Consider the following 26,034-nt stretch of genomic DNA (forward strand, 5'->3'; position numbering starts at 1 on the left):
GAGGCGCTATGCGTAAGCTTTTACTCGGCTGCTTGACGCTGATAACGGCGGCGGTGGCAGCCGATGAATATAAGTGTGAGCTCGACACCCAACATGGGATCTTTGTGGCACGTTATTCTCTGCCAGTAGCACAGATCCGTGCCCTTCCCATCAGATTACCCGGAAGCTGGTTTGTTCCACCCAGAGCCAACAGTCGCCGTCTTTACATTCGCAGGGTGGGTGAGTGCATCCCAAAAAGTGCCCATTTCCAAAACCCCGGAACCAATGCCGCTGAAGTGGCTTTCTGGGGCAAAGAGTGACATCCCATTAAATCGTTTACAGGAAGACTATGGTTAATTTCAGTCTTCGGCAGGTGCGCTATTTCGTGACCATTGCCGAGCAACGCTCCCTGAGCAAGGCCGCCCGTTGTTTGGGGCTGTCCCAGTCGGCGCTGACCAACTCCCTTTCAGACTTGGAAACCGAACTTGCACACCAGTTGGTGGTTCGTTCGCCCAAGGGGGTAAGCCTGACCGCAGAAGGACACAAGTTTCTGGTGTCTTGCCACAGGATAATCGAGGCTGTTGAAGATGCCGGCCGTACCCTGCGCCGTGATGAACCCCGCCGCGGTGAGCTGGTGATTGGCGTGACGCCGCTGCTGGCAACCTACCTGTTGCCGTCATTGCTCAGCCGTTTTGCCAGAGAGCAGCCCGGCGTCAGTATCCGGTTGCGTGAGGGCCGCGGGCCTTTGCTTCAGCAGGCTTTATCTGAGGGTGAGTTGGATTTGCTGCTGAGCCTTCAGAGCGCCGGTGCGCAAATGCCTCAAGACGCCGAGCCACTGCTTAACTCCGGTTGGAGCTTGTGGTTGGCGCCATCTCATCCACTGGCGAGTCGCAGTGAGGTTTCACTGGATGAACTGGCACACCAAACCCTTATCAGGGTAGAGGATGAAGAACTCGAGCGGGCACAGCACAAGCTGTGGGCAGGCATGCCTGCCTCTGTGACTGAGATCCGGGTGACCAACATAGAAACCGCCCGTAGCCTGGTGGCGGCGGGCAGTGGTATCGCCTTGCTGCCGGACTTTGCCTTCCGGCCCTGGAGCGTCGATATGCAGCGCCTGGTGGCGGTACCTTTGCGCGAGAGTGCCCCCGCGCTGGACGTTCGTCTACTCAAGGCCAGTGCCCGTGATGCATTCTGGGCCACCGAGGCATTTATGGCCCTGAGCAGACCACTGAACATGGGGCTGCAGGCCGGCAACGGCGCCATGGCGCAGCGTTAAGCCGTTCAGGCCCCGGGAATCGCCAGTTTCTGTCCCGGGCGAATAATGCTTTTGTTATTCAGGCCGTTAACCTGCATCAGGCTTGATAGTTTCACCCCCTGACGCTTGGCGATGCCACTTAAGGTATCGCCGGACTTGACTACATAGCTGCCACCCTTGCCGACGGCAGTGGGTTCCCGCTTCAACTGAGCCCTGGCCAGCTCAAAGGCACCGATTTGCTCCAGTGGCAGGTTTATCATGTACTTACCGCTTGATGGTACCACCTGGGTTTTAAAGGCCGGGTTCAGGGCGAGCAGCTCTGCTTTGGGCAGGGCAATCGCCTTGGCTACGCTGCTGAGGCTAACGCCATTGGGCACACCTTCGCGGCCCAGTACCTGTGTGTTGGCGATGACAGGGAAGTTCATTTCAAGGGCGGCGGGGTCCCGGGCAATCTCAATTACTGCCAGCCACTTGTAAAGGCTTGGTGCCTGGTTGCGGCTCATGCCGAGGGAGAGGAAGTCCTCAGGCTTGCCCTGGCGCCGGTTGCGGGCAATGGCGCTTTTGAGCTTGCCTTCACCCATGTTGTAGGCCGCCACCGCCGATAACCAGTCGTTGTCGAACATCTCGTACAAATACAGCAGGTAATCCAGCGCCGTGCGGGTGGCGGGAATGGGGTCGAGGCGTCCGTCGTATTCTTTATTGACCCTGAGCTTAAGGCCCCGGGCTGTCTGGGCCGAGAGCTGCCAAAGCCCTGCACCGCCAATGCCTTTTACGCCGGGCTGAAAGCCACTTTCCACCAAGGGCAGCAGCGCCAGTTCCAGCGGCATGTCGCGCGCTTCGAGTTCATTGACCACATGGAACATCCAGGGGCTGGCTGCACGGGTGGCGTTGGCCGGAAACAGGGCGCGGGAGGCAAATTGGCTGCGGTAGTAGTCCACTTCTTTATGGGGAGGAATGTCGATACTGCGGGCGTCGGCAATCTTGTGCCACAGGTCGCTGTAGTCCACCGCTATGGTATCTGTCTGCTGGGCCTTGGTGGTTTTTACCCGGTGAGCTGTCGATGCCTTGGTTGTTGTCTCTGTGCCAGTCGCAGCGCCGGTGTCTTCGTCATTGCTCGTTTCAGTCGCGGCCGAGTTTGGCTCATCAGATGGCTCACTGAGAACGGTTTCATCGGTCGGATTGGTGGCAGGTACAGTGGACAGCTGACAGCCTGAGAGTATCAATGTAGAAAACAGTGCTGCAAACAGCGCCAGCGAAGGGGCGCCCCAAAAGCGTTCGGCATAACGCCTTTGTTTGGATGGTTTTAACTTCAATACCATGGCGTCTCCGCAGTAAATGGCCAGCAAACCGCTCATCATACTCCGCTTCGCAGCCCGCCACATCCACCCAAAGACGCAAAAGCTTTTCACCGGTTGGGTAAAAGGCTTTGCCCACTGCTTCAGTGCACCCATGCTAGTTTTTACTCTAAACGCTGTACTGTAAAATATTGATTTTTTATTACAATTATTAAGGTGACGTTAAAGCTGGGTTTGATATGTTTCACTCGCGGATTTAGTAAATTGAAGCGGAAAGGACCCATGCTTAGCATAAAAAACCTTAATAAAACCTACGATAACGGGGTTAAAGCCCTGAACAACGTCAATCTGGAAATCCCCAAGGGGATGTTTGGTTTGCTTGGCCCCAACGGCGCCGGTAAATCCAGTTTGATGCGCACCATTGCCACCTTGCAGTCGGCCGATTCCGGCAGTATCCACTTCGATGGCATCGATGTGATGGCCGACCCTATGCGTCTTCGCACCATGCTCGGTTATCTGCCCCAGGACTTTAACGTTTACCCTCGGGTGACGGCGGTGGATTTGCTGGATCATCTGGCGGTGCTCAAGGGCATTAATAACGCCAAAGAGCGCAAAGAAATCGTCGACGGTCTGCTGGCCCACACCAACCTGTACCAGCACAGATTCAAGTCAGTCAGCGGCTATTCTGGCGGTATGCGTCAGCGCTTTGGTATTGCCCAGGCGCTGCTTGGCGACCCCAAACTGCTGATTGTGGATGAGCCGACGGCGGGTCTGGACCCGGAAGAGCGCAACCGTTTCCACAATCTGCTGGTGAGCCTGGGTGAAGAGCGGGTGGTTATCCTCTCGACCCACATCGTGGAAGACGTGGCTGAGCTGTGCCCCAATATGGCGGTGCTGGCTTCCGGCAGTATTTTGCTGGAAGGCAACCCGCAGGATCTGGTCAGTGGCCTGCAGGGCAAGATTTGGCAGCGCACCGTGACTCAGCAGGAAGCGGCGGATCTGGAAGCCAGACTGCCGGTGATCTCCAAGCGTCTGTTTGCCGGTCGCACCGTGCTGAACGTGCTGTCGGATACCTGCCCTGAGGGCTTTGAGGCCACAGATGCCGGCCTTGAGGATCTGTATTTCTCTACCCTCCACAGCCACCGCAGTCAGGCGGCCTAAGGAGCGGCAGTATGTTTCTACAGACACTCTCATTCGAGTGGCGCTATTACCTGCGCCAGCCGTCCTTTTATGTGGTCGGCCTTTTGCTGTTTATGGTGTGCTTTTTCGCGACCGGCTCTGACTCAGTGCAGATTGGCAGTGGCGGTGAAGTCCTGAAAAACAGCCCCTTTGCCATTGGTCAGACACTGCTTATTACCGGCATTATTGCCATGTTTGCGGTGGTGAACTTTGTCGGCAGCACCGCGGTGCGTAATCAGCAGTCGATGATGGAAGAGCTGATTTACGTTAAACCCCTGTCGCCGCTGCAATACCAGCTGGGCCGATTTGCGGGCAGTTATCTGGTGGTGCTGACTTTGTTTACCCTGGCGCCGCTGGGCCATTTGCTTGGCTCGCTGATGCCCTGGGTGGATGCCAGTCGCTTTGGTGATATCTCGCTGTGGTTTTATATCAAGCCATTGATTTTGCTGGTGGCACCAACGTTGCTGTTGTTATCGGCGCTGTTTTACGCCATGGCGCAGAAGTTCCGCTCCATGATGGCGCTGTATCTCACCGCCGTGGCGCTGTTTGTGCTGTATGGCTTGGCCGGTCAGCTTGCCAGCCAGCCACAGTACCGTGAAATCGCCGCGCTGCTGGACCCCTTTGGTCTGCGTACCTACGCCCAGGTGGCGCGTTATTGGACCATCGAAGAGAAGAACACCATCAGCATGGGTCTTGAAGGCCTGATGCTGCAAAACCGCCTGCTGTGGTTGGGTATTTCCATGGCTATTCTGGCCTTGAGTGGCCTGCATCGTCAGCCCAGTCTGACCCGTAAAACCGAAGCCAAGAAAACCGGCACCTACAAGGTGCCTGTGATGCCGGCGTTGGCTGAGCTGGTGCGCCGTCCCCAGGTGAATGGCAGCAAGCAGTTCTGGACCCGGGTGGGCTTTGAAGTAAAACAGGTGCTGTTTACCGCACCGTTTTACATCCTTGGTGCGCTCAGTATCTTCAATCTGCTTGGCCCCATGATTGCGGGCGACTTGCAGTGGTACGGCACCAGTAACTGGCCGCTGACCCAGGATATGGTAACCCTGATTGTGGGCTCCACCGGTTTGCTGATGGTCATAGTGCAGGTTTACTACTGCGGCGAAATCGTCTGGCGTGAGCGCAGCACAGGCATGGGCGACATCATCGATGCCATGCCGGTATCCAACAAGGTGTTCCTCGGCTCCAAATTTGTGGCCTTAAGTCTGGTGATGGTGCTTTTGTACCTGTTCGCCATGCTGACCACCATTTGCTTCCAGCTGATTAAGGGACAAATGAACCTGGAGCTTGGCCATTACGCCATCAGCCTGGGCTTTATCATTCTGCTGCCGTTAATGATGTCGGCGGTGCTGGCGTTCTTCCTGCAGGTGTTGGCACCGAACAAGTATGCCGGTATGGGCCTGTTCGTGGGCTATTACATTGTCAGCCTGGTGCTGGCGACCTGGGGTTTTGGCCACAGTTTGAATAACTTTGCCGCCTCGCCAACCATTCCTTACTCGGATATGAACGGCTTTGGTTGGGGCCTTAAGAGCCACAGCCTGTACATGATTTACTGGGGCGCCTTTACTGTGCTGCTGTTTTTGGCGGCCTTTGGTCTGTATCGCCGTGGTCCGGAAGTGGGCCTCAAGGCACGCTTTAAGCTGCTGGGGTATCAGCTCGGCGGTGGCGGTAAAGCGTTGGCTGCTTGTTCGGTGCTGGTATTTCTGGGAATGGGGAGTTACCTCTTCTACCAGACCACAGTGGTGAATCAGTACATGACGCCTGAGGCGCAGCAGGATCAGCTGGCCGAGTACGAAAAGCGGTATAAGCAGTACGACGCCTTGCCCGAGCTGTCGCCTGTATCAGTAAAAGGGGAGTTCAACATCTTCCCCGAATACAGACGCATCGAAGCCAGGGTTGCCATGCGCTGGCAAAACCGTTCGGCGGAGCCTGTCTCCCGTATGCTGGTGAGCCTGCCTAATCACACCGACCCTGCCACTATCAAGTTTGATATCCCAGGCGCGAGTTTTGGTGATATCGACCCGGATATGCCGGTGGGCTGGCTCAGCTTCGCCACCCCGGTAGCACCAGGCGCCGAGGTGAGTGGTGAGATTTCGCTTATCCGCGACACCAATGGCATCGCCGAAACCAATCACGACTGGGCTGTGGTGGAAAACGGCACCTTTATCGACAATCTCTCGCTGTTGCCGGTATTTGGTTATCAGAACGAAGCCGAGCTGCTTGACCGCCACGAGCGGGAAAAGCGTGGTCTGGCGCCAAAAGACCGTGCTCATAAGCTTGAGGATGAGCGGTTCCATCAGCAGAACTTCTTTGGCCCCCAGGGCACCTTTATCGACTTTGAGGCCACAGTGTCTACCGCAGGCGATCAAACTGCGATTGTGCCCGGTTACCTCACCAAGTCGTGGCAGGAGAATGGCCGCAACTACTTCCACTACAAGATGGACAGCCCCATGGTGAACTTCTTCTCCATTGTGTCTGGCCGTTATGCGGTGAAAAAGGAAGAGTATCAGGGCATTAACATCGAGGTTTACTACCACCCGGATCACCCGTGGAACATCGACCGTATGATGGAATCGGTGCGTGACTCCATCGATTACTTCGGTGAAGCCTTCGGTCCTTATCAGCATCGTCAGATGCGGATCATGGAATACCCGGGCTATCGCACCTTTGCCCAGAGCTTTGCCAATACAGTGCCTTACTCCGAGCGCATCGGTTTTATCACCGACCTGCGCGATCCGGAGAAGATTGACCCCGTGTACTACGTGACCGCCCACGAAGTGGCGCACCAGTGGTGGGGCCATCAGGTAGGCGCGGCCGATGTGCAGGGCAGTGCGGTGATTTCCGAGTCACTGTCTCAGTATGCGGCACTGATGCTGATGGAGAAGAAGTACGGCGCCCATATGCTGCGTAAGTTCCTGCGCTACGAGCTGGACCGTTACCTGCGTGGTCGCGGCGCCGAGCGTATTGGCGAGATGCCACTGCTTCGCAGTGAGAATCAGCAGTACATTCACTATCAGAAGGGCTCTGTGGTGATGATGGCCATCAAGGATGTGGTGGGTGAAGAGGCGCTTAACGCCAATCTGGCGGCCTTTGCCGAGCGTTTCCGCTACCGCACCGATCCTTTCCCGACCACCCTGGATCTGGTGAGTTACATCAAGCAGGGGCTGAGCGACGAGCAGCAGGCCTTTGTGGACAGCTCCTTCAACGACATCACCCTCTACGACCTGCGTCTTGAGGATGTGAAGCTGACCGAACTCGATAGCGGCAAGGTACGGGTGGATTTGACCATTCACGCCGGAAAGCTGACCGCCAACAACGAGGGTAAAGAGCAGCAGGTGGAGATCAGCGAGCGGGTCGATATTGGCCTCTTTGCGGCCGATCCCGACACCCTGACCGATGAAAAGGATGTACTGCTGCTGGAGAAGCATCCGCTCAAGAGCGGTGAGAACCAGCTGTCGTTTGAACTGGACAAGAAGCCTGCCTTCGTTGGGGTTGACCCCTTCGTGAAGCTGGTCGACCGTGACAGCAAGGACAACATCTTCAAGCTGTAACGCCTGATAGTCATTCGACCCAAGCGGCCCGTTTTAGCGGGCCGCTTTTTTATTGCCTGAGCCATGAGTGGAAGTGCAAATTTGCTTGAGTGGCGTGGCCGGCTCGCCTATGGTGGGGGAGATTGGTGTCGCAGCACAAGCAAGCCTCAAGGCCCTGCCATTGTGGGTTGGCCTGCTGCAGAAATGGATTGGAGAACATATGGATACCCAGCTTGCACTCAGAGTAAAACACTGGATTACCCGAGACCCTGACCCTGTCAGCCGCAGCGAACTTGAGCGTCTGCTCGATGCCGGCGATGAAACCGCGTTGAGTCAGGCTTTTTCCGGCAGGCTCGCCTTTGGCACCGCCGGTATTCGCGGCATCGTCGGCCCCGGCCCCATGGGCATGAACCGGCTGCTGGTGCGCGAAACCAGCGCGGGTCTCGGTGAGTATCTCAGCGCTCAGGTCAAAGACGCCAAACGTCGCGGCGTGGTGATTGGCTTCGATGGCCGTCACGACTCCAAAACCTTTGCCCACGATGCCGCCAGCGTGCTGTGTGGCCTGGGATTCAAGGTACGCCTCACAAGCCATGTGGCGCCTACGCCGCTGGTGGCCTTTGGGGTAAAGCACTTTGAAGCTGCCGCCGGCATAGTGGTCACCGCAAGCCACAATCCACCCAAATACAATGGCTATAAGGTGTACTGGGAAAACGGTGCGCAAATTATTCCGCCCCATGACAGCGGCATTGCCGCCCGCATCGAGATGGCGGCCAATACTGAGTTGCCCTGGCTTGGTGAATCCGATGCGGTGAAAAAGGGCCTGCTGTCTTTCCTGCAGGATGACTTTTTTGAACATTACCGCCGTGCCGTGCTGCACTCGCCGCTGCTGACGGCTGCCACGGCTGCAACGTCCGCCAGCAGCCAACTTTCGCTGGCCTATACCGCCATGCACGGCGTGGGTGCGCCCATGGCCGAGCGGGTGCTTAAGGATGCGGGCTTTGGCAAGGTGTTCAGCGTGGCGGCCCAGCGTGAGCCCGATGGCGACTTTCCCACAGTAAACTTCCCCAACCCGGAAGAACCCGGCGCCATGGACATGGTGATGGCCGAAGCGGCCGCCCACGATGCCGAACTTGCCTGTGCCAACGACCCGGATGCCGACCGCTTTGCGGTGGCGGCCCGTAAAGCCGATGGCAGTTATCGGATGTTGACCGGCGATCAGGTGGGCGCTCTGTTTGTGGACTATTTGCTTGGCCGCTGGCAGGCCGCAACTGTGCCGCTGGTGGGGAACACCATAGTCTCATCGGCGCTGCTGCATGCCATTGCCCGCTATCACAAGGCCGAAAGCTACACCACGCTCACCGGCTTCAAATGGCTGATGAATACCGCCCAGCAGCTGGCCAGTCCGCAAAAGCCGTTTCTGTTCGCCTATGAAGAGGCTCTGGGCTACACAGTGGGCGACCTTGTCTGGGACAAAGACGGCATCACAGCCCAGCTGTGTTTTGCCAGGGTTGCCGCCGAGCTTAAGGCACAGGGCAAAAGTGTATGGGATGCGCTGGAGGCGCTGTATCGCCGCCACGGACTGTATGTAAACCGTCAGGTGAGCATTGCCCTTGGCGCCGATACCCCGGATATCGGTGCTGCGCTGCGTCAAACGCCGCCAGCGAGCATAGATGGGCGGCAGGTGCTGTCGGTGGAGGATTTTAAAACCCTCAGCCACAGCTTTGCCGATGGCCGCAGCGAGTCCATCTCGCTGCCATCCAGTGATGTGCTGATTTATCATCTGGGTGAGTCTGGCTCAGCGCCCGGCACCACAGCCCGGGTGATTGTGCGCCCGTCTGGCACCGAGCCCAAAATCAAGTGTTACTACGAGCTGGTGATGCCGATGACGGCTCAAATGGCCATGGCAGACGCCCAGGCCGTCGGCGATAGGCTGATGAGTGCGCTGGTGGATGGACATCAGGCCAGCCTGCCACGCTGAGTGCATTATTTTTACTCCTGACAAACCCTGCTGACACCATGTTGTCAGCAGGGGGGGATTAAGCTGAATACATCGATGAAGCAAGAAGTAATACTTACTTCAACACATTGATAGAAAAGCTTAATTCAATAAGGAGATAAGGATATGCAAGCAACTCAACCTCTGGTGTGGGGCGAAATCGCTGTCAGTGACATGGCCCGCGCCATCGCTTTTTATCAAGCACAGTTTGGCGTGAGTTTCCGCCGCGAAGACATGGATGAAGTGGAATACGCCATCCTCGAATGCAGCGATGAAAAGGCCGCCACCATCGGCCTGATGAAGCACCCTGAGTTCAAACCCGGCAACGGCGGCGCCTGCCTGTATCTGCATCTGGCCGACAATCTGGGGCCTCTGGTGGGCAAACTGGAGCAAAACCAAGTGAAAATTGCTATGCCACCCATGGGCATCAAGGGCGGTGAGTGTGGCTACATAGCGCTGTTTGTCGACAGCGAAGGCAACACAGTAGGGCTGTGGAGCCCGGCGCTGTGATGCTGACAAACTGATTTCTAACCAGACAGGCCGGGCGCATTGACGCACCGGCCTTTGCATGGAAACCCTATGCGCCGCGCAGACAGACTGTTTCAAATCGTTCAAATCCTTCGCCACCGGCGCCTGACCACGGCGGCGCAGCTGGCCGAGCGGCTGCAGGTGTCATCCCGCACCATCTACCGCGATATTCAGGACCTGTGCCTGTCGGGGATCCCCATCGAAGGGGAGGCCGGTGTTGGCTACCTTTTGCGTCAGGAAGTGAGTGTGCCGCCGCTGATGTTTACCGAGGCCGAGCTGGAAGCCATTCAGGTGGGGATTCGCATGGTACAGACCTGGGGCGGCAAAGCCCTCGGGCAGGCCGCGGCCCAGGCGCTTATCAAGGTGGAGGCCGTACTGCCGGAGCGGCTAAGAGAGATGCAGTCACTGATGTTCTCGCCGGACTTTTATCTGGATGAGGCCGAATTTCAGTTTCTGGATCCGCTGCGGATTGCCGCCAGGGAGCGGCGCTATTGCCGGATTAATTACAAGGATGCCAAAGACGCGGTGACCGAGCGGCGCCTGCGGCCACTGGCGATTTACTTCTGGCGTGGTACCTGGACCTTATTGGGCTGGTGTGAACTTCGGGATGATTTTCGCAGTTTTCGCGCCGATCGTATTCTGGCACTCATTGAAGAAGACCAGCGTTTTGCCCGCAGCCCCGGCAAGGAGCTGGAGGACTTTATCGCCCGCATGGACGAAGCTAGCCGTGAATATGAAAAAGCCCGCGCCGCAGCGCCTTGTGAGCCTGACGGGCGGGTCACTGAGACTTGACCTTACCATTTCAGTGAAAGGGCGGCCGAAGCCGCCTATGGATGCGCATCTTAGAAACTGCCGCGAATACCCAGGGCAATCTGGGTGCCGAAGCGTTCCAGATAGTTCACCTGATCTTCCCGCTTCACATAACCTGAGTAGCGGTTGTTGGTGAGGTTGGACGCCTCGGCAAATACCGTCAGATTTTCCAGCAGATCGTAACTCAGGCTCGCGTCCAGCTGGCCATAAGCATCAATCCAGGATGGGCCGCCCCAATCTTCGGGATTGGCGAGGAACTTGCTGCGCCAGTTGTACGCCAAACGTCCCTGAATACCATACTGCTCGTAGTACACCACCGCGTTGTAGGAGTTTTCAGACATGCCGGCGAACGGCAGGTTTTTTGCCTTGCGCTCGGGATCGTCGTATTCACTGTCCACATAGGTGTAGTTCAGCTGCAGACCCAGACCGTTGAAAGGCTCCGGCAGCAGGCTGTCGAACGAGTGCTGCCAGGCCAGCTCATAACCGGTTATCTTGGCGCCGTACTCACCCGAACCTGGCTGGCTGACCAGATAATCGATGCCATCGACGTTGGCTGCCGTCTTGGTGTTTTCGATAAATGACTGAATGTCTTTAATAAAAACACCACCGTTCAGGGAGCTGCTGTCGCCGTAGTACCATTCGAGAGTGATATCACCCTGATAGGCTTCCTCTGGGCTTACCGACGGGTTGCCGCGGCTCAGGGTTGGCAGACCCTGTTCACGTACGGTGAAGTTCGGTGCGGCCCAGGTACGCAGGGCATACAGGGAAGGGCGGCTCAGGGTCTTGGCGGCGGAGACACGCAGCAGCAAGTCATCCTGCAGATTTAAACGGAAGTTGAGGCTTGGCAAAATATTGTTGTAGCTGCCTTCATACTCGGTAGGCACCACCGCCTGCCAATCGTTATTCACCGGCTGGCCTTCGCTGTCCAGCACCACCTTGGATAAGTCATAACCAAAACCCTCGGAGGTGACTTCGGTGTGGCTGGCTCGTACGCCGAGGTTCAGCATGTAGGGCAGCTCCCACAGCTCATCTTCCAGGGTCAACTGCACAAAGCCGGAGGTGACGGCTTCGGATACTTCATAGCTGTCCTGTTGTCGCTGACTGGCGACGATGCTGGCATTGGCGGCGTCGGCATTGATGGAGCGGAAGTATTCCAGCAGCGCATCATAGTCAAAGCTTGGCCAGGGATCCGGCGAGACACTGTCTTCCCCTTCAAGGAAATTATCGAAGTTGGGGGCAACAAATACAGACTCGGGAATGCGGAACAGCTCAAATTCGCCCTGATTGAACACTTGCCCCGGCGCAAAGGTGTAGCCATCGCGGGTCAGATAATAGCCGCCGCGGCTGAATTGGCTGGGGTTTTTCGAGCGGTACGCTTCCTGGCTCTTGGTCTGTTTTACATAGTTCATACCGAAATGCACCTTGCTGATGATGCCATCATCGGGCAGGTATACGCTTTCCAGCTTGAAGTCGGTTATTTTGTCTTTGACCCCGGTACCACTGTTGAGGCTGTAGTGGGCACCGTAGGTCTGGTCGGCGGTCAGCGCAGGGCTAATTTCCACATCCGGCAGAATATTGCCTTTGCTGTAGTCGATGCCGATGCTGTCAACGAAGCCGCGGGCCACAATAAAGCGGTTGTCACCGGCATTTTTATTGTTGGCCTCAGACAGCGCCAAATCCGCAATCACTTCCCAGTTTTCGCTGGGGTTCCAGTCGGCATTAAAGCCAACCTGCCAGGTGTCGGTCTGACGGGGCTCGGAGATATTCAGCAGCTCCACCATGGTGTTTTCGCCGCTTTGCTTCATCTTGATGACCCGGCCTGAGTCGTCAAATTCCGCATCGGTAAACAATGGCGTGCCCGGCGTCCAGGACTCGTCATAGTTTACAAACCCAATCTGATAGCGGTGACCATCTGTGTTGTAGCGTGAGTACAGGCCATCGATCCCCAGGGTGAGGTTATCGGCTGGCTGCCACTGCACAGCCAGGGTAGAGCCAATACGCTCACGCACGTCCTGGGCGTTGGCAAAGTACATGTAGCTGGGGATTTTTGAGGCGTAGATTTCGCCTTCATCAATCAAGCCGTTGCTGTTGGTATCCACAGGGACACCGGCGCTGTCGGCGCCCCAGCCTTCGTCTTCATCAAAGAAGCCCGCGGCAGAATAGGTATCGGCCCGCAGGGTCTTTTTCGAGTACACCGCAGAGAGCAGGGCGCCGAAGGTGCCGTCATCATTCTGATCGCCAATGATAAAAGAGGCGTGCGGATGTATATCTCCGGTGCGGGATTCATGAATGCCCTTGGCCGATGCCTGTAGGGTAAAGCCGTTCAAATCCAGTGGCTTGCGGGTTTGAATATCGACGATGGCGCCGATGCCGCCTTCGGTCAGGCGTGCTTCGGGCGACTTGTACACCGCCAGTACATTCACCAGCTCAGAGGCGATGGTGTCGAAGTTGAAGTCACGACCGGCGTATTCCGATGCCAGCTTGCGACCATTGAGGGTGGTCACGTTGTAACCCGAACCCAGGCCACGTACCAGAATGTTCTGACCTTCACCGCCGTTGCGGGTGATGGTGATGCCGGGAATCCGCTGCAGTGCTTCGGCCAGGTTTTCATCGGGGAACTTGCCGATGTCGTCTGCCACCACCAGATCGACCACGCTGGTGGCATTCTGTTTAAGGAACATCGACTCCTTGATGCTGGAGCGAATGCCATACACCTGAATACGTTCAACGTCTTCGGATGCCTGTTCAGTTTGTTGACTGCTCGCCTGTTGTTTTTCGTCCACCTTGTCTGTGTCGGCAGCCATCCCCGGTGTAGCCCAGAGTGCCGTACTGATTGCCAGCGCCAGGCTGGCAACCTGAGTGTGTAACTTAGCCATCTTCTCCCCTCCGTGTACATGCATTTGTGGTTATTGCTCGTCAACTTCGAAAGCTTGTGATTGGCTTAATTGCTTTCGAACGCTTACATATAATGTTAAAAATCTGTTCAGATCAACAAAAATTTGTAAAATAGCTTTTATTTTCTTTCGAAGTTGGGCATATTGGTTTGTAACGAAAGTCGTGGTTTGAAAGGTGTTGCTGCCTAAATGGCTGAAAAGTATTGGAAGTGAGTGTTTTTTGTTGTCGGTTTATGAAATCGAAACCTATTGAAAGTCATTTGCCTGTGCTACATTGAAGCCTTTCAACCGGGGGATGAATAACGCGATGAATGTGCTCAACACCATAGAAAGACAGCAGGAAATAGTTCGCCTCACCCAGCAGCTGGGCAAGGTCACGGTCAGTGAACTGGCGCTGAAGTTCGGCGTCTCGGAAGTCACCATTCGCTCCGATCTGGCGACCCTGGATCAAAAGCAGCTGCTGGTGCGCTCACGGGGTGGCGCCATTGTGAACTCAGAGCTGAGCCGCGAGTTGTCATTGAAGGAAAAAGGCAGTTGCTTCTCGACCCTGAAACGGGCGCTGGGGGCCGCCGCCGCTGAATATGTGCAAAACGGTGATCGGCTGTTGTTGGACTCAGGTACCACCACCGAGCAGGTGGCCCACCACCTGATGCAGCACGACGACCTGATAGTGATGACCAATGGCCTCAACATTGCCACTGTGCTGTCCAAGTCGGAGTCGGTGGAGGTGATGCTCACCGGTGGTCTTCTGCGGAAAAAATCGCTGTCGTTTTATGGCAGCGCGGCTGAGAAAAGCCTTACAGATTACAACTTTAACAAGCTTATTTTGGGTGTGGACGGATTCGACCTCAAGGCCGGTTTGACCACCCATTTTGAAAAAGAAGCCTGCCTTAACCGGATGATGGTGGAGATAGCCAGCGAAGTTATCGTGGTGACCGACTCATCCAAGTTTGACCGGCAGGCCTTCCATGTGATTTGCCCACTGATGCGAATCGACCGGCTTATCACAGATACAGGGATCCCGGAGCGCTACGCCCAGGCCCTGGAACAACAGGGGGTGCAGTTGCACCTGATTGAACGCAATCAATAGCGAGTAAGGGGAGAAGCAATGGCGGGTTTGGACAGGCGTGGATTTTTAAAGGCCTCTATGGCGTCGGTGGCGGCAGCGGCACTGGCAGGATGTGCTGCCAAAGAAGGCGCAGTGGCAACACCCAAGGCCGCCGGTAAATCGGTGATGGGCCTGGTGGTGCCAAAGATGGACGAAGTGCGTGTGGGCCTGATTGGCGTGGGCGAGCGCGGTGTGGGTTTTATCCATCACTTTAACAATATCGACGGCGCGCGCATTACCGCTATCTGCGATATCGACCCTTTGGTGATTGCCAGGGCTGAGAAAATCATGGCCGATTACGGTCAGGGCCTGCCTGCGTTCTATCAGCAGGGCAAACATGCCTACCGCGAGCTCTTGTCCCGGGAAGATGTGGACATAGTGGTGATTTGCACGCCCTGGGAGTGGCACCACCCCATGGCCAAAGAAGCCATGCTGGCCGGTAAGCACGCTTTTGTGGAAGTGCCCATGGGCCTGACCATCGAAGAGCTGTGGGATCTGGTGGATACTTCAGAGCTGACCCAGCGCAACTGCATGATGATGGAAAACGTCTGCTACGGCCGTGACGAGCTGATGGTGCTGAACATGGTGCGTCAGGGCGTGTTTGGTGACTTGCTCCATGGCGAAGCCGCCTACATCCACGAGCTGCGTTGGCAGATGAAGGAAATGGACCGTAAAACCGGCTCCTGGCGTACTGCGTACCATGCCAAAATTAACGGCAACCTGTACCCGACCCATGGCCTTGGCCCTGTATCCCAGTATATGAATATCAACCGCGGCGATCGTTTTGATTACCTCAGTTCCATGAGTTCTCCCGCCCTTGGCCGCGCCGCCTATGCCAAGCGCGAGTTTCCGGCCGATCACCCGCGCAATCAGCTCAATTATATCAGCGGCGATATGAACACCAGCCTTATCAAAACCGTCAAAGGCCGAACCATCATGGTGCAGCACGACACCACCACGCCGCGCCCATACAGTCGTCACAATCTCATTCAGGGCACCAATGGGGTGTTTGCCGGTTTCCCCAATCGCATCGCGCTGGAAAATGGCGGCCGCGACAGCTTCCACCATTGGGATGAAGATATGGCCTACTGGTATGAAAAATACGATCACCCGCTGTGGCTGCGTATGGGCCGGGAAGCCGAGCAGAACGGCGGCCACGGCGGCATGGACTTTTTGATGTGCTGGCGAATGATCTATTGCCTGCGAAACGGCGAGCCCTTGGATCAGGACGTGTATGACGGCGCCGCCTGGTCCGCGGTGCAGCCCTTGTCGGCCCAGTCGGTGGCTGACCGTGGCAATTCGAAGGATTTCCCCGACTTTACCCGTGGCGTGTGGCAAACCGCCAAGCCACTTGGCATTGTGGGGTAAGCCCATGTCGGTGCTCAAATCCATTATTAACGCCAACAAACGCGGCGAGCAGAAGGGCATTTTTGCCGTCTGCTCTGCCCAGGTGTTGGTGCTGCGAGCGGCGCTGCGCCATGCCGCCCAAAGCGGCTCGCCGCTGCTGATAGAAGCCACCGCCAATCAGGTAAACCAGCACGGCGGTTACACTGGTATGACGGCAAAGGATTTTATCGCCTTTGTCTACGGCCTTGCCGATACCGAAGGACTGGCGAGAGAGCAGCTGGTGTTCGGCGGCGATCATCTGGGCCCGGTGGCCTGGAAACACCTGCCGCCCGAAGCTGCCATGGCCGAGGCCGAAGCCCTGGTGCGCTCCTTCGTGGAGGCAGGTTTTGAGAAAATTCATCTCGATACCAGCATGGCCTGCCATGGCGAGCAGGAGCCACTTGGCGATGCCCTTATTGCCAGGCGGGCGGCGAGGCTTTGTAAGGTGGCCGAAGATGCCGCCAACGGCCGTGCGATTTCCTATGTGGTTGGCACCGAAGTGCCGCCGCCCGGCGGTGTTGCCAGCCTGCATGCGCTGGAAGTGACCCCGGTGCCTGCCATAGAAACCACGGTCAGTGCCCATCAGCAGGCGTTTTTGGCAGCGGGCTTGGATGAATCAGTTTGGCAGCGGGTGATTGCGCTGGTGGTGCAGCCCGGCGTTGAATTTGGCCACAGCGATGTGCATCAGTACGATTCAAGCTTGCTTGAGTGCCAGCGCCGTTTTATCCGTAGCCAGCCCAATCTGGTGTATGAGGCCCATTCCACCGATTATCAGCTGCCTGAGCATTACCCGGCGCTGGTGGCAGACCACTTTGCCATTCTCAAGGTGGGACCGGCACTGACCTTCGCCCTGCGCGAGGCTCTGTTTGCCCTCGACCATATCGAGGCGCTTTTGGTGCCTGTGTGCGAGCGCGCTGGGCTGCGGGCGCTGTGCGAAGACAAAATGCTGTCAGACCCAGGCTTTTGGCGCTCGTTTTACACCGACCCCCATGAACGGGAATGGCAACTGGGGTTCAGCTACAGCGACCGGATCCGCTATTACTGGCCAGAGCTGAGTCTTGCCATAGACAAGCTGCTGCAAAACCTGAGTAAGCCGATACCGCTGCCCCTCATCAGCCAATACCTGCCACTGCAATACCCCAAGGTGCTGCGCGGACAACTGCCCGCCATCGCCCTCGAGCTGGTGCTCGACCATATTACTCAGGTGCTTGAGCCTTACGCCAACGCCTGCTGCCTGAGCACAAAAAAAGGATAGATTTTCATGCAAGTTAACGACTTATCAAAGACCAGGATCTGTCCGGAATTTGCCCAGAGTGCACTTTTTAGCCCACCCAGGGGCGCTGAGCACACCGCCAAAGAGATCTGCCAGCAGCCCGCGCTTTGGCGCACTCTGTGCCAGCAATTTCTGAGTGAGAAGTCGCGGCTGGATGGGTTTATTTCGCCGCTGCTGGCAAAAGAGAATTTGCGGATTTTGCTGGTGGGCGCCGGAACATCGGCCTACATCGGCGAGGCGCTGGCGGCAACGCTTGCAAGGCACCTGCCGCTGGCAAGCCAGAGTGTGGAGGCGGTGGCGACTACGGATCTGGTGTCCCATCCGCACCTGTATCTTCGCAGCGGCAGTCCTACCTTGCTGGTGTCCTACGGCCGCTCCGGCAACAGTCCCGAGTCCATGGGTGCCATCGCTGTGTGTGATGCGCTTGTGCCTGAGTGTTTTCATCTGCTGCTGACCTGTAACCCCAACGGTCAAATGGCCGATTATGGCCGCGCTCAGGCTGAACATGCCTGCCTGTGGCTGATGCCTGCGGGCAGTCACGATAAAAGCTTCGCCATGACCAGCAGTTTCAGCTGCATGTATTTGGCTACCTTATTGTTATTTACCGATAGCGGCAGCGAAAAGAACGGTTCTCTTACCCGTGCTGCTGCCATGGCTGAGGGCATTGTCGAGGGGCATCTCGATAAGCTGTATCAGCTGGCGTCCCTGGATCTGTCGCGCTGGGTGTACCTTGGTGCAGGCCCGCTAAAAGGTGTGGCCCGGGAGGCGGCGCTTAAGTTACTGGAGCTTAGCGCCGGTAAGGTGATGGGGGTGTTTGAGAGCCCCCTTGGCTTTCGCCACGGCCCCAAATCGCTGGTGGATGTGGATACGGCCGTGGTGCTGCTGGCTTCCTCAGAGCCCTACGCCCGTGCTTTCGATGAGGACATGGCCGATGAGCTTATCCGTGACGGTGCCTGCGCCCGGGTGCAACTGTTAAAAGAGGAAGACTTTTGCAGTGACGGTGAGGCGCGGCTCGATGAAGTCTGGCTTACCTTGCCCTTTATCCTGTATTGTCAACTTTTGGCCTACTTCAAGGCACTGCAACTTGGCATCAGCCCGGATAATCCCTGTCCCGGTGGACAGGTGAACCGGGTCGTTCAGGGGGTGACTTTGCATCCGCTGTCCCTCTATCGAAAGCCGCTTGCAGGGGACTGATTATGCATTACGGATTGGACATCGGCGGCACCAAAATCGCCCCGGCAGTATTTGATGCCAGCCTTGGCTGCATCGAGCAGTGGCAAACGGCAACGCCGGTAAATGACTATGAGGCTTTTCTCGCAACCGTGTGTGAGCAGGTTGCCAGAGCCGATATGCTGGCGGCAAAGCGTCCCGGCAATGACCATGACGCTGCAAAGGGCAACACCATGCTGTGCCTTGGCAGTGTCGGCATTGCTCTGCCGGGGGTTATTCAGGCCGACGGCCGGGTGCTCTCAAGCAACGTGCCCTGCCTGAATGGACGCTTTGTGGCTGACGATCTGGCGCGCCGTCTTGGCAGACCTGTGGCCATTGGCAACGATTGTCGCTGCTTTACCCTGTCCGAAGCCATGCTTGGCGCCGGAAGAGGGCATCAGCGAATTCTTGGGGTGATCCTCGGCACCGGCCTTGGCGGCGGGATCTGTATCGACGGCAAGCTTATCCTGGGCGCCCAGTGCCTGGCCGGAGAGTTTGGTCATCTGGGGCTCGCCGCATCTGTGGTGATGCGCCATCAGCTGCCGCTGTTTGATTGCGGCTGCGGCCTTAAAGGCTGCGCCGAGACCTATGTATCCGGCACCGGCCTTGGCAGGCTTTATCGGCACTTTGGCGGCGCCGCCGACACTTATCAGTGGCTCGATGCTTACCGTTTGGGGCAGATGCCCGCGGTGCAAGCCTTTGATGCCTACGTGGACGCCCTTGGCAGTGTACTCGCCGGGCAAATTCTCAGCATGGATCCCGATTGCATCGTCTTTGGCGGCGGCCTTTCGGAGGTGCCTGAAATCATGGCCGCAATTCCCGAGGCTACCGCAAGGCATCTTTTCAATGGGGTGTCTTTACCTGAGTTTAAGGTGGCTGAGTTTGGTGCTGTCAGTGGGGTGAGAGGCGCGGCGCTCCTTGGCCGAGAGCTGATGTTTGGCCGCGAGCTGAAAATGGGGCAGGACCTGTCGGCGTGCAGCCCTGAGCCAACTGCCAACAGCCCTGAGCCAACTGTCAACAGCCCTGAGCATGAAGATAACAACGTCGAGCCGACTTTGCTGCGGGGTAGGGCCTCATGAGTGCAAACGCGACTGAAAATGCGCCCCACAATCTGCCCGAATATGCACTCAGCGATGCCCTTGCCAAGGGCACTATCGAATATTGGCTAAACCCTGCCAGTGCCTTTATCGGTAAGGAGATGGCGCCAGTCATCAGCCCCTGGATAGGCATAGGCGCGGGTGTTATTCAGGCCATAGAGCAGACCGCGCCTGTATCAGACTCTGGTTCAGGCCCTGGTTCAGGCCCTGGTTCAGGCCCTGGTTCAGGCTCTGGTTCAGACTCTGGCTCAGACTCTGGCTCAGGCCCTGGCTCAGACTCTGGCTCAGGCTCAGACCCGGTGACGCCCTGTTATTCCTTTGCAGGAACCCTGACACCTGCGCTGATTGATACCCAGGTCAATGGCGGCGGCGGGGTGCTGTTTAATCAGCAGCCGACCGTCGCGGCACTTGCAACCATGACCGGTACCCATGGCCGTTTCGGCAGCGGCGCGCTGCTGCCAACGGTTATCAGTGATGATATTGGCCCGATGGCCGACGCGCTGCAAGCGGTGATTGATGCCAGAGATCAGGGCAACTGGATGCTGGTAGGCATTCATTTCGAAGGGCCGCATCTGGGCAGTGATAAACGGGGCTGCCACAGCGAAGTGAAGTTAAGAGCCCTGGGTGAAGATGAGTTCAATCTGTACCTCAAAGCCAAAGACGAGCTTGGCTGCTGTCTGGTGACCCTGGCCCCTGAACGGGTGGACGCTGTGGATATTCGCCGTCTGGTTGAGGCCGGTATTCTGGTCAGTCTTGGGCACTCCAACGCGAGCTTTGCCAAAGCCTCAGCGGCAATTGCTGCCGGGGCCAGTGGTTTTACTCATCTTTTCAATGGCATGTCTGGTATTGCAGGGCGTGAGCCCGGCATGGTGGGCGCTGCCTTGCTGCATGATACCGTTTATGCAGGCATTATCTTTGATGGCGAGCATCTACATCCGGCAAGCGCCCAGCTGGCATTTCGTCAGTTGGGGCGGCGACTGATGCTGGTGACCGATGCCATGGGCCCGGCAGGCACTGAGGATACCGAATTCGATTTCTTTGGCGGCAAGGTGCGCCGCCATGGTATGGCGCTTAAAGATGAGGCGGGCTCTCTGGCCGGCTCGGTACTGACCATGACAGGGGCGCTGCGTTATGCCGTGCAAACGCTGGGGATTGGCGTTGCCGATGCCCTCGCGATGGCAAGCAGTTCGCCTGCGGCGTTCCTTGGCCTCAGTGACCGGGGCCATATAAGCCTTGGCGCGAGGGCCGACCTGCTGGCGCTGGATAGCGGTTTACATCAGTTGCATCGCTGGCAGGGTGGCAGTCTGGTAGCGGGCGCTGAACCGGGTGCCGATGTCGCCCAGGGGATCTAGCTTTACCCTGTCGGCACAAATGAAACTCAACGGAGAATAATAATGAAAACAAGCGTTTCAGAAACAAGCATTGCTGAAAATAGTGCAGCGAAAGCCGGGGTGAACTCAGCTTCACCAACATCGACCTTTTTGCCTATGGTGTTGATTGGTATTTTGTTTTTTGTGTTCGGCTTTGTCACCTGGCTCAATGGCGCCCTGATCCCCTTTCTAAAAATCGCCTGTGAACTCAACGAATTGCAGGCATATATGGTGACCTTTGTATTTTACATCGCCTATTTTGTAATGGCGCTGCCCATGTCGGGGCTCCTTGAGCGTTACGGCTATCGCGCCGGGCTGCAAATCGGTCTTGGGGTGATGGCGCTCGGCGCACTCTTGTTTATTCCGGCGGCCTTCAGCCACACCTTTGGTATGTTTTTGCTGGCGCTGTTTGTGCTTGGCACCGGCCTGACCATACTGCAAACCGCCGCCAACCCCTACATTGTGGTGATAGGCCCACGGGAAAGTGCCGCTATGCGCATCAGCTGCATGGGGATTGTGAACAAGGGTGCGGGGATCCTGGTGCCACTGCTGTTTACCGCCTGGGTGTTGACTGGCATGGACGCATACAGCGCTGATGCGCTGGCGGCCCTGGATGAAGGCGCCAGGCAGGAGGCTCTGCAGGCACTGTCTGCCCGACTGGTTACCCCTTATCTGGCCATGGCGGGCGTGCTGATAGCGCTGATTTTTTATGTGCGTTTATCGCCACTGCCTGAACCCGACTTGGGGCAGGGGGCTTCCAGTGACAGTGAGAGCCGTGCGGCTCAGAAGGTGCACTGGCGGGAGCTGGGTGCCCATCCCAAGGTCATTCTCGGGGCGTTGACGCTGTTTTTGTATGTAGGCGTCGAAGTGATTGCCGGTGACAGCATTGGTCTTTATGGCCGCCATCTGGGACTGGATAACTTCGGTGTGCTGACCTCCTACACCATGGCCTTTATGGTGCTTGGCTACCTGCTCGGCATTGCCACTATTCCTAGGCTGATGAGCCAAAAGACCGCGCTGGCGTTTTCGGCGCTGTGCGGTATTGGGCTCAGTTTTGGGATTATCTTCGCCGATGAATCCAGCATGATGCTCTCAGGCTTGCTGTTAGTTCCTCTTGGGATCCCGGCTATTCCCGACCCTGTGCTTTACCTTGCGCTGCTTGGCTTTGCCAATGCGCTGGTGTGGCCTGCGGTGTGGCCGCTGGCCCTTGATGGCCTTGGCAGGCTCACCGCCAGCGCCTCGGCGCTGCTGATTATGGGGATTGCCGGCGGCGCCTTGTTGCCGCTGCTGTACGGCGCCTTGGTCGAGAGCGGCATAGGTCATCAGGGGGCTTATGGCATCCTCTTGCCCTGCTATTCGGTCATTCTGTTCTACGCCCTGATAGGTCACAGACTGAAAAGCTGGTTTGGCTGAGTTCTCGAGTAAGGCGGCTTACCTGCAAGGCGTTTAGCTGTACAAACTTTCCAAAATAAAAGGCCGGTTATCCCAGGGGAAACCGGCCTTTTTTTTATATATCAGAGTTTGCGAAGCGTCGCTTATCGCCTGTGTGCGGCTTTTTTCTTCAGCGCACGCTTTGGCCTCAATCGCAAACGACTTTGAGGGCGCTGAGGATCTCGGTTTCGCTCGCGGCGATAGCGCGCTGCTCGGCCAGCACCTCTTTGAGGATTTGCTCTGTGGTCAGCGGGTTTGCCAGCACCACCCTGAACACGGTGCGCTTGTCGGCGCCGTAGATTTTCGGGGCGATACGGGTGCGGGAAACAAAGGAGCGGCCCTGCTCGCGCTGGCTTTTTTGAATGGCGCGGGTGAGGGCATCAAGCTCGCCGTTGATGGCATCAAGCTTGGCGCTGTCGCCTTTGGCTAGGGCGTCATTGAGCGCTTCACGGGCAAATTCGGGCACATGGCGGTAGGTGAGCAGGCAAAGCTCTGGCTCGCTGATAAGCTCAAAATCCGCCTCGGCCTCTATCAGACGGGCAAAGGCGCGGGCCTTTTCGAGTGAACCATTAATCAAAATCTCGTAGCCTTCGCGGCCGATGATTTGCAAACAGGCATGCACCAGCATCGCCATGCCGGGGCGGGAGCCTTCGAGGGTCTGGCTGCCCAAGTCTTTGGAGCCCTGACGCAAAATGTATTCGGCGTGATGCTCAATGGCAGACGCGAGGGTCGGGTCTTTAAACAGCACCATGCCAGCGCCCATGGGCACGTACATTTGCTTGTGCGCATCTATGGTCACTGAGTTGGCAAGTTCAATCCCTTTGAGCAGATGGCGGTATTTTTCACTGAGCAGGGTCGCGCCGCCCCAGGCTGCATCCACATGGAAGTGACAATTCAGCTCGGCGGCGAGCGTTGCAAGCTCGGTCAGTGGGTCAACGTTGCCGGTTTCTGTGGTGCCCGCCACGCCAACAATCGCCATTACCCGAATGTTGCGGGCCTGAAGCGCCTCTGCGGCGTCACGCATGGCGCCCACATCCACCTTATTGTGCTCATCCACGGCCACGCTGACGATGTTGTCACGGCCAATACCGAGCAAGTCGGCTGCTTTACCGAGAGAGTAGTGGCCGCGCTCTGACACCAGAATCGCCAAATCGTCCCAGCCGTAGTGTTTAAGCGCCTTGTTAAGCCCCTCGCGGGTTACGCCGCGAAATGCGCCATCGGCTTTGAGCAGTTGGTTTCTGGCTATCCACAGCGCTGTGATATTGGCAACTGTGCCGCCTGAGCAAAAGGCGCCCAGGGAGTGGCTGGCACTGTGCAGATGTTGGCTGTAGAAGTCATGACTTTCGCCGAAGGTGAGGTGATGCATCATCCCCAGCACCTGGCGCTCCATTGGTGTAAAGGCCTTGGAAGTCTCGATTTTTACCAGGTTCTGATTCAGCCCCACCATCAGCTTTGACAGCGGCAGCAAAAAGTACGGCAGTGCCGAGGTCATGTGGCCAATAAAGGAGGGCGCCGCCGTGTGGACCGACTGAGCCACCAGATGCGCCATGATGTCGTCCACATAGTCGGACACAAAGCGAGGCTGACGAGGGATTTCCACCGCATCGAAATGCTGCTCAATCTGTGCCAGTGGCTGCTCGAGGGCGGCAATGCTGCCCTGCAGAAAGCCCGCCAAATCCACCGACAGCTGCTGCTCGATGCGACCCAGGGTCGAATCTGCCGCTTCAGGCACGGTAAAAATCCGCATCAGGTTGTCTTCTGAGGCCGTGGCACGGCGACTGTGTTTGTCTGTCATGGCGATAATCTTGGGTGTTACACCAGCGGGCTGGCTGACTCGCCTGCAACCCAGGCTGCAGACGGCAAAAGGGAGGTCACTTTACTGCAAGGTTCACGCTTCATCAAGGGTGAGGGGCTTTCTGCGCTGCTGCTGATATTAAAGCTCAGCCAATCAAGGGTTAATGAATTGCATACTGTAAAATCTTATTCAAAGGCTAATTGGCCAAAAGGCGAATAAAATCGTTGATTTGTAGCATTATGTAACTATATTGTTACAGTGTATTTCGAAAGAGTTTACAAAAGCTTTACAAATACCCTTGAGCTAACACTTCGGTTGTGACAGTTTGTGCCAACCGAGGCGCGAGTTTCGGACAAAACAACTATAAAAGGAACAGCACATGAAAGCATATACCTTAATTCCAGCAACTTTGGCCCTGTGTGTATCCGGCGCACTGCATGCTGGTGAGGCTTCTCTTGCAGACTCTATGGGGCTGGCCAAAGGGCACAGCTTCGCCGCCGGTAAGTCGTTCGCGACTGCCGCTGGTCATCAGAAAGTAAAACAGCAGCAAATGTTCAAAGGTGTGAAGGTTTACGGCCACCACCTGGTTGTTTCTTCAAGCGGTGATATCTTCGGCAAGGCTGCTGCCATTGACGAAGGTTTCAACGTTGAGCCAGCCCTGACCCGCGGTCAGGCCATTGCTGCGCTGAACAAGGTATATGCCGGTTCTGCCGCGTCTGGCCATAAGGATGTTGAGCTGGTTGTTCTGGCCGAAGGCGATGCCCCTCGTCTGGCTTATCGCGTGTCTTACCTGAGCGAAGGCAACAACAGCATCTCCCGTCCAGCTGGTCTGGTTGATGCCATGAGCGGTGACGTTATCCGTCACTGGAACGAGCTGATGACCGCCAAAAACGGCGCCGGCAAGCCAGGTAACGGCGGTGGCACCACTCCAGGTACTGCGTTCGATGCCACAGGTCCTGGCGGTAACGCCAAGATTGGCCAGTACTACTTCGGCAGTGACTTCGGTCCGCTGAAGGTAGAAGAAGCCAACGGCGTGTGCACCATGAACAATGCCAACGTGAAAACCGTCGACATGGCCAACAGCACCCGTCGCGGCACTGTTTACTCGTTCACTTGCCCTGAAAACACCTACCGTGCCATCAACGGTGCTTACTCACCGCTGAACGATGCCCACTACTTCGGTGGCGTGATCTTCAACATGTACAAAGACTGGTACAACACTGCGCCGCTGACCTTCCAGCTGGAAATGCGTGTTCACTACGGTCGCAACTACGAAAACGCCTTCTGGGACGGCCGCGCCATGTCGTTTGGTGACGGTGCCAGCTACTTCTATCCGCTGGTAAGCCTGGACGTATCTGCCCACGAAGTGAGCCACGGCTTCACCGAGCAGAACTCAGGTCTGGAATATTCAGCCCAGTCTGGCGGCATGAACGAAGCCTTCTCCGATATGGCCGGTGAAGCAGCCGAGTACTACATGCGCGGCAGCAACGACTGGATGGTGGGTTATGACATCTTCAAGGGCAATGGCGCCCTGCGTTACATGGATGACCCAACCAAGGATGGCCGCTCTATCGGTCACGCTTCTGACTACACCAACGGCATGGACGTGCACTACTCTTCAGGCGTGTACAACAAGGCCTTCTACCTGCTGGCCAAGAAGAATGGCTGGAACACCCAGAAAGCCTTCGACGTGTTCGTACTGGCTAACCAGGCCTACTGGTCTGCTACCAGCACTTACAACCAGGGTGCCTGTGGCGTTGAAGCCGCGGCCTCTGACTATGGCTACTCAGTTGCTGACGTGACTGCTGCCTTCTCGTCTGTAGGTGTAAGCTGCCAGTAATCATGGCGGTTACGTAACATCAAAAAGCCCGGCTTGGCCGGGCTTTTTTGTGCAGG

Annotated in this window: 18 protein-coding genes; 15 read left to right on the forward strand and 3 right to left on the reverse strand. The window is 56.8% G+C overall.

Annotated elements, in window-relative coordinates; all coding sequences use genetic code 11:
- The first annotated feature begins 8 nt into the window (after nucleotides 1–8).
- Together STH12_RS03705 and STH12_RS03710 are read left to right on the forward strand one after the other, a co-directional pair.
- Nucleotides 9–299, forward strand: coding sequence for a TapY2 family type IVa secretion system protein (locus tag STH12_RS03705; protein ID WP_126166312.1), 291 nt, complete (start codon nucleotides 9–11; stop codon nucleotides 297–299).
- Nucleotides 300–328: 29 nt separating this feature from the next.
- Nucleotides 329–1,255 carry a LysR family transcriptional regulator gene (locus tag STH12_RS03710; protein ID WP_126166313.1) on the forward strand — a complete coding sequence of 309 codons (927 nt, stop codon included), beginning with the start codon at nucleotides 329–331 and terminating at the stop codon, nucleotides 1,253–1,255.
- A gap of 5 nt (nucleotides 1,256–1,260) precedes the next feature.
- Here STH12_RS03710 and STH12_RS03715 read toward each other — a convergent pair whose 3' ends face one another.
- The gene (locus tag STH12_RS03715; protein WP_164551136.1) at nucleotides 1,261–2,553 is read right to left on the reverse strand and encodes a transglycosylase SLT domain-containing protein; all 1,293 of its coding nucleotides are present in this window, start codon (nucleotides 2,551–2,553) and stop codon (nucleotides 1,261–1,263) included.
- 258 nt (nucleotides 2,554–2,811) lie between these two features.
- On the opposite strand from STH12_RS03715, the gene STH12_RS03720 reads away from it, so the two are divergent.
- The 5 genes from STH12_RS03720 to STH12_RS03740 all read left to right on the forward strand — a co-directional run bounded on the left by STH12_RS03720 (nucleotide 2,812) and on the right by STH12_RS03740 (nucleotide 10,557).
- Nucleotides 2,812–3,690 carry an ABC transporter ATP-binding protein gene (locus STH12_RS03720; RefSeq protein ID WP_126166315.1) on the forward strand — a complete coding sequence of 293 codons (879 nt, stop codon included), beginning with the start codon at nucleotides 2,812–2,814 and terminating at the stop codon, nucleotides 3,688–3,690.
- Between the two features lie 11 nt (nucleotides 3,691–3,701).
- Nucleotides 3,702–7,262 carry an ABC transporter permease/M1 family aminopeptidase gene (locus tag STH12_RS03725; RefSeq protein ID WP_126166316.1) on the forward strand — a complete coding sequence of 1,187 codons (3,561 nt, stop codon included), beginning with the start codon at nucleotides 3,702–3,704 and terminating at the stop codon, nucleotides 7,260–7,262.
- Nucleotides 7,263–7,461: 199 nt separating this feature from the next.
- The gene (locus STH12_RS03730; protein ID WP_126169405.1) at nucleotides 7,462–9,219 is read left to right on the forward strand and encodes a phospho-sugar mutase; all 1,758 of its coding nucleotides are present in this window, start codon (nucleotides 7,462–7,464) and stop codon (nucleotides 9,217–9,219) included.
- Between the two features lie 144 nt (nucleotides 9,220–9,363).
- Nucleotides 9,364–9,747: a VOC family protein gene (locus STH12_RS03735; protein WP_126166317.1), complete on the forward strand. Its 384-nt coding sequence runs from the start codon at nucleotides 9,364–9,366 to the stop codon at nucleotides 9,745–9,747.
- Between the two features lie 69 nt (nucleotides 9,748–9,816).
- A complete protein-coding gene (locus tag STH12_RS03740) occupies nucleotides 9,817–10,557 on the forward strand; it encodes a helix-turn-helix transcriptional regulator (protein WP_126166318.1) in 741 nt (246 codons plus the stop codon).
- 50 nt (nucleotides 10,558–10,607) lie between these two features.
- On the opposite strand, the gene STH12_RS03745 is transcribed toward STH12_RS03740, so the two are convergent.
- Entirely contained in the window at nucleotides 10,608–13,451 is a 2,844-nt protein-coding gene (locus tag STH12_RS03745) for a TonB-dependent receptor (protein ID WP_126166319.1), read from the reverse strand.
- A 313-nt stretch (nucleotides 13,452–13,764) separates the two neighbouring features.
- Between STH12_RS03745 and agaR the strand changes: the two genes are divergently transcribed.
- The 7 genes from agaR to STH12_RS03780 all read left to right on the forward strand — a co-directional run bounded on the left by agaR (nucleotide 13,765) and on the right by STH12_RS03780 (nucleotide 22,325).
- Nucleotides 13,765–14,559: a transcriptional repressor AgaR gene (gene agaR, locus STH12_RS03750; protein ID WP_237158738.1), complete on the forward strand. Its 795-nt coding sequence runs from the start codon at nucleotides 13,765–13,767 to the stop codon at nucleotides 14,557–14,559.
- An 18-nt stretch (nucleotides 14,560–14,577) separates the two neighbouring features.
- Nucleotides 14,578–15,945 carry a Gfo/Idh/MocA family protein gene (locus STH12_RS03755; protein WP_126166320.1) on the forward strand — a complete coding sequence of 456 codons (1,368 nt, stop codon included), beginning with the start codon at nucleotides 14,578–14,580 and terminating at the stop codon, nucleotides 15,943–15,945.
- A 4-nt stretch (nucleotides 15,946–15,949) separates the two neighbouring features.
- The gene (locus tag STH12_RS03760) at nucleotides 15,950–17,218 is read left to right on the forward strand and encodes a class II D-tagatose-bisphosphate aldolase, non-catalytic subunit (protein WP_126166321.1); all 1,269 of its coding nucleotides are present in this window, start codon (nucleotides 15,950–15,952) and stop codon (nucleotides 17,216–17,218) included.
- Between the two features lie 6 nt (nucleotides 17,219–17,224).
- Complete coding sequence (locus STH12_RS03765; protein ID WP_126166322.1) at nucleotides 17,225–18,430, forward strand: SIS domain-containing protein; 1,206 nt, start codon at nucleotides 17,225–17,227, stop codon at nucleotides 18,428–18,430.
- 2 nt (nucleotides 18,431–18,432) lie between these two features.
- Nucleotides 18,433–19,524 (forward strand): ROK family protein, encoded by a 1,092-nt coding sequence (locus STH12_RS03770; RefSeq protein ID WP_126166323.1) that lies wholly within the window; start codon nucleotides 18,433–18,435, stop codon nucleotides 19,522–19,524.
- Complete coding sequence (gene nagA / locus STH12_RS03775; RefSeq protein ID WP_237158739.1) at nucleotides 19,521–20,894, forward strand: N-acetylglucosamine-6-phosphate deacetylase; 1,374 nt, start codon at nucleotides 19,521–19,523, stop codon at nucleotides 20,892–20,894. Before STH12_RS03770 ends, nagA begins: the two co-directional genes overlap by 4 nt.
- Nucleotides 20,895–21,029: 135 nt before the next feature.
- The gene (locus STH12_RS03780; protein ID WP_126169408.1) at nucleotides 21,030–22,325 is read left to right on the forward strand and encodes a sugar MFS transporter; all 1,296 of its coding nucleotides are present in this window, start codon (nucleotides 21,030–21,032) and stop codon (nucleotides 22,323–22,325) included.
- 166 nt (nucleotides 22,326–22,491) lie between these two features.
- Here the strand turns inward: STH12_RS03780 and panP are convergent, their stop codons facing one another.
- A complete protein-coding gene (gene panP / locus STH12_RS03785) occupies nucleotides 22,492–24,138 on the reverse strand; it encodes a pyridoxal-dependent aspartate 1-decarboxylase PanP (RefSeq protein ID WP_126166324.1) in 1,647 nt (548 codons plus the stop codon).
- 379 nt (nucleotides 24,139–24,517) lie between these two features.
- Between panP and STH12_RS03790 the strand changes: the two genes are divergently transcribed.
- Nucleotides 24,518–25,978: a M4 family metallopeptidase gene (locus tag STH12_RS03790; protein WP_126166325.1), complete on the forward strand. Its 1,461-nt coding sequence runs from the start codon at nucleotides 24,518–24,520 to the stop codon at nucleotides 25,976–25,978.
- The last annotated feature ends 56 nt before the right edge of the window (nucleotides 25,979–26,034 follow it).

Origin of the sequence: Shewanella khirikhana (genome assembly GCF_003957745.1) — a bacterium.
Lineage (GTDB): Bacteria > Pseudomonadota > Gammaproteobacteria > Enterobacterales > Shewanellaceae > Shewanella > Shewanella khirikhana.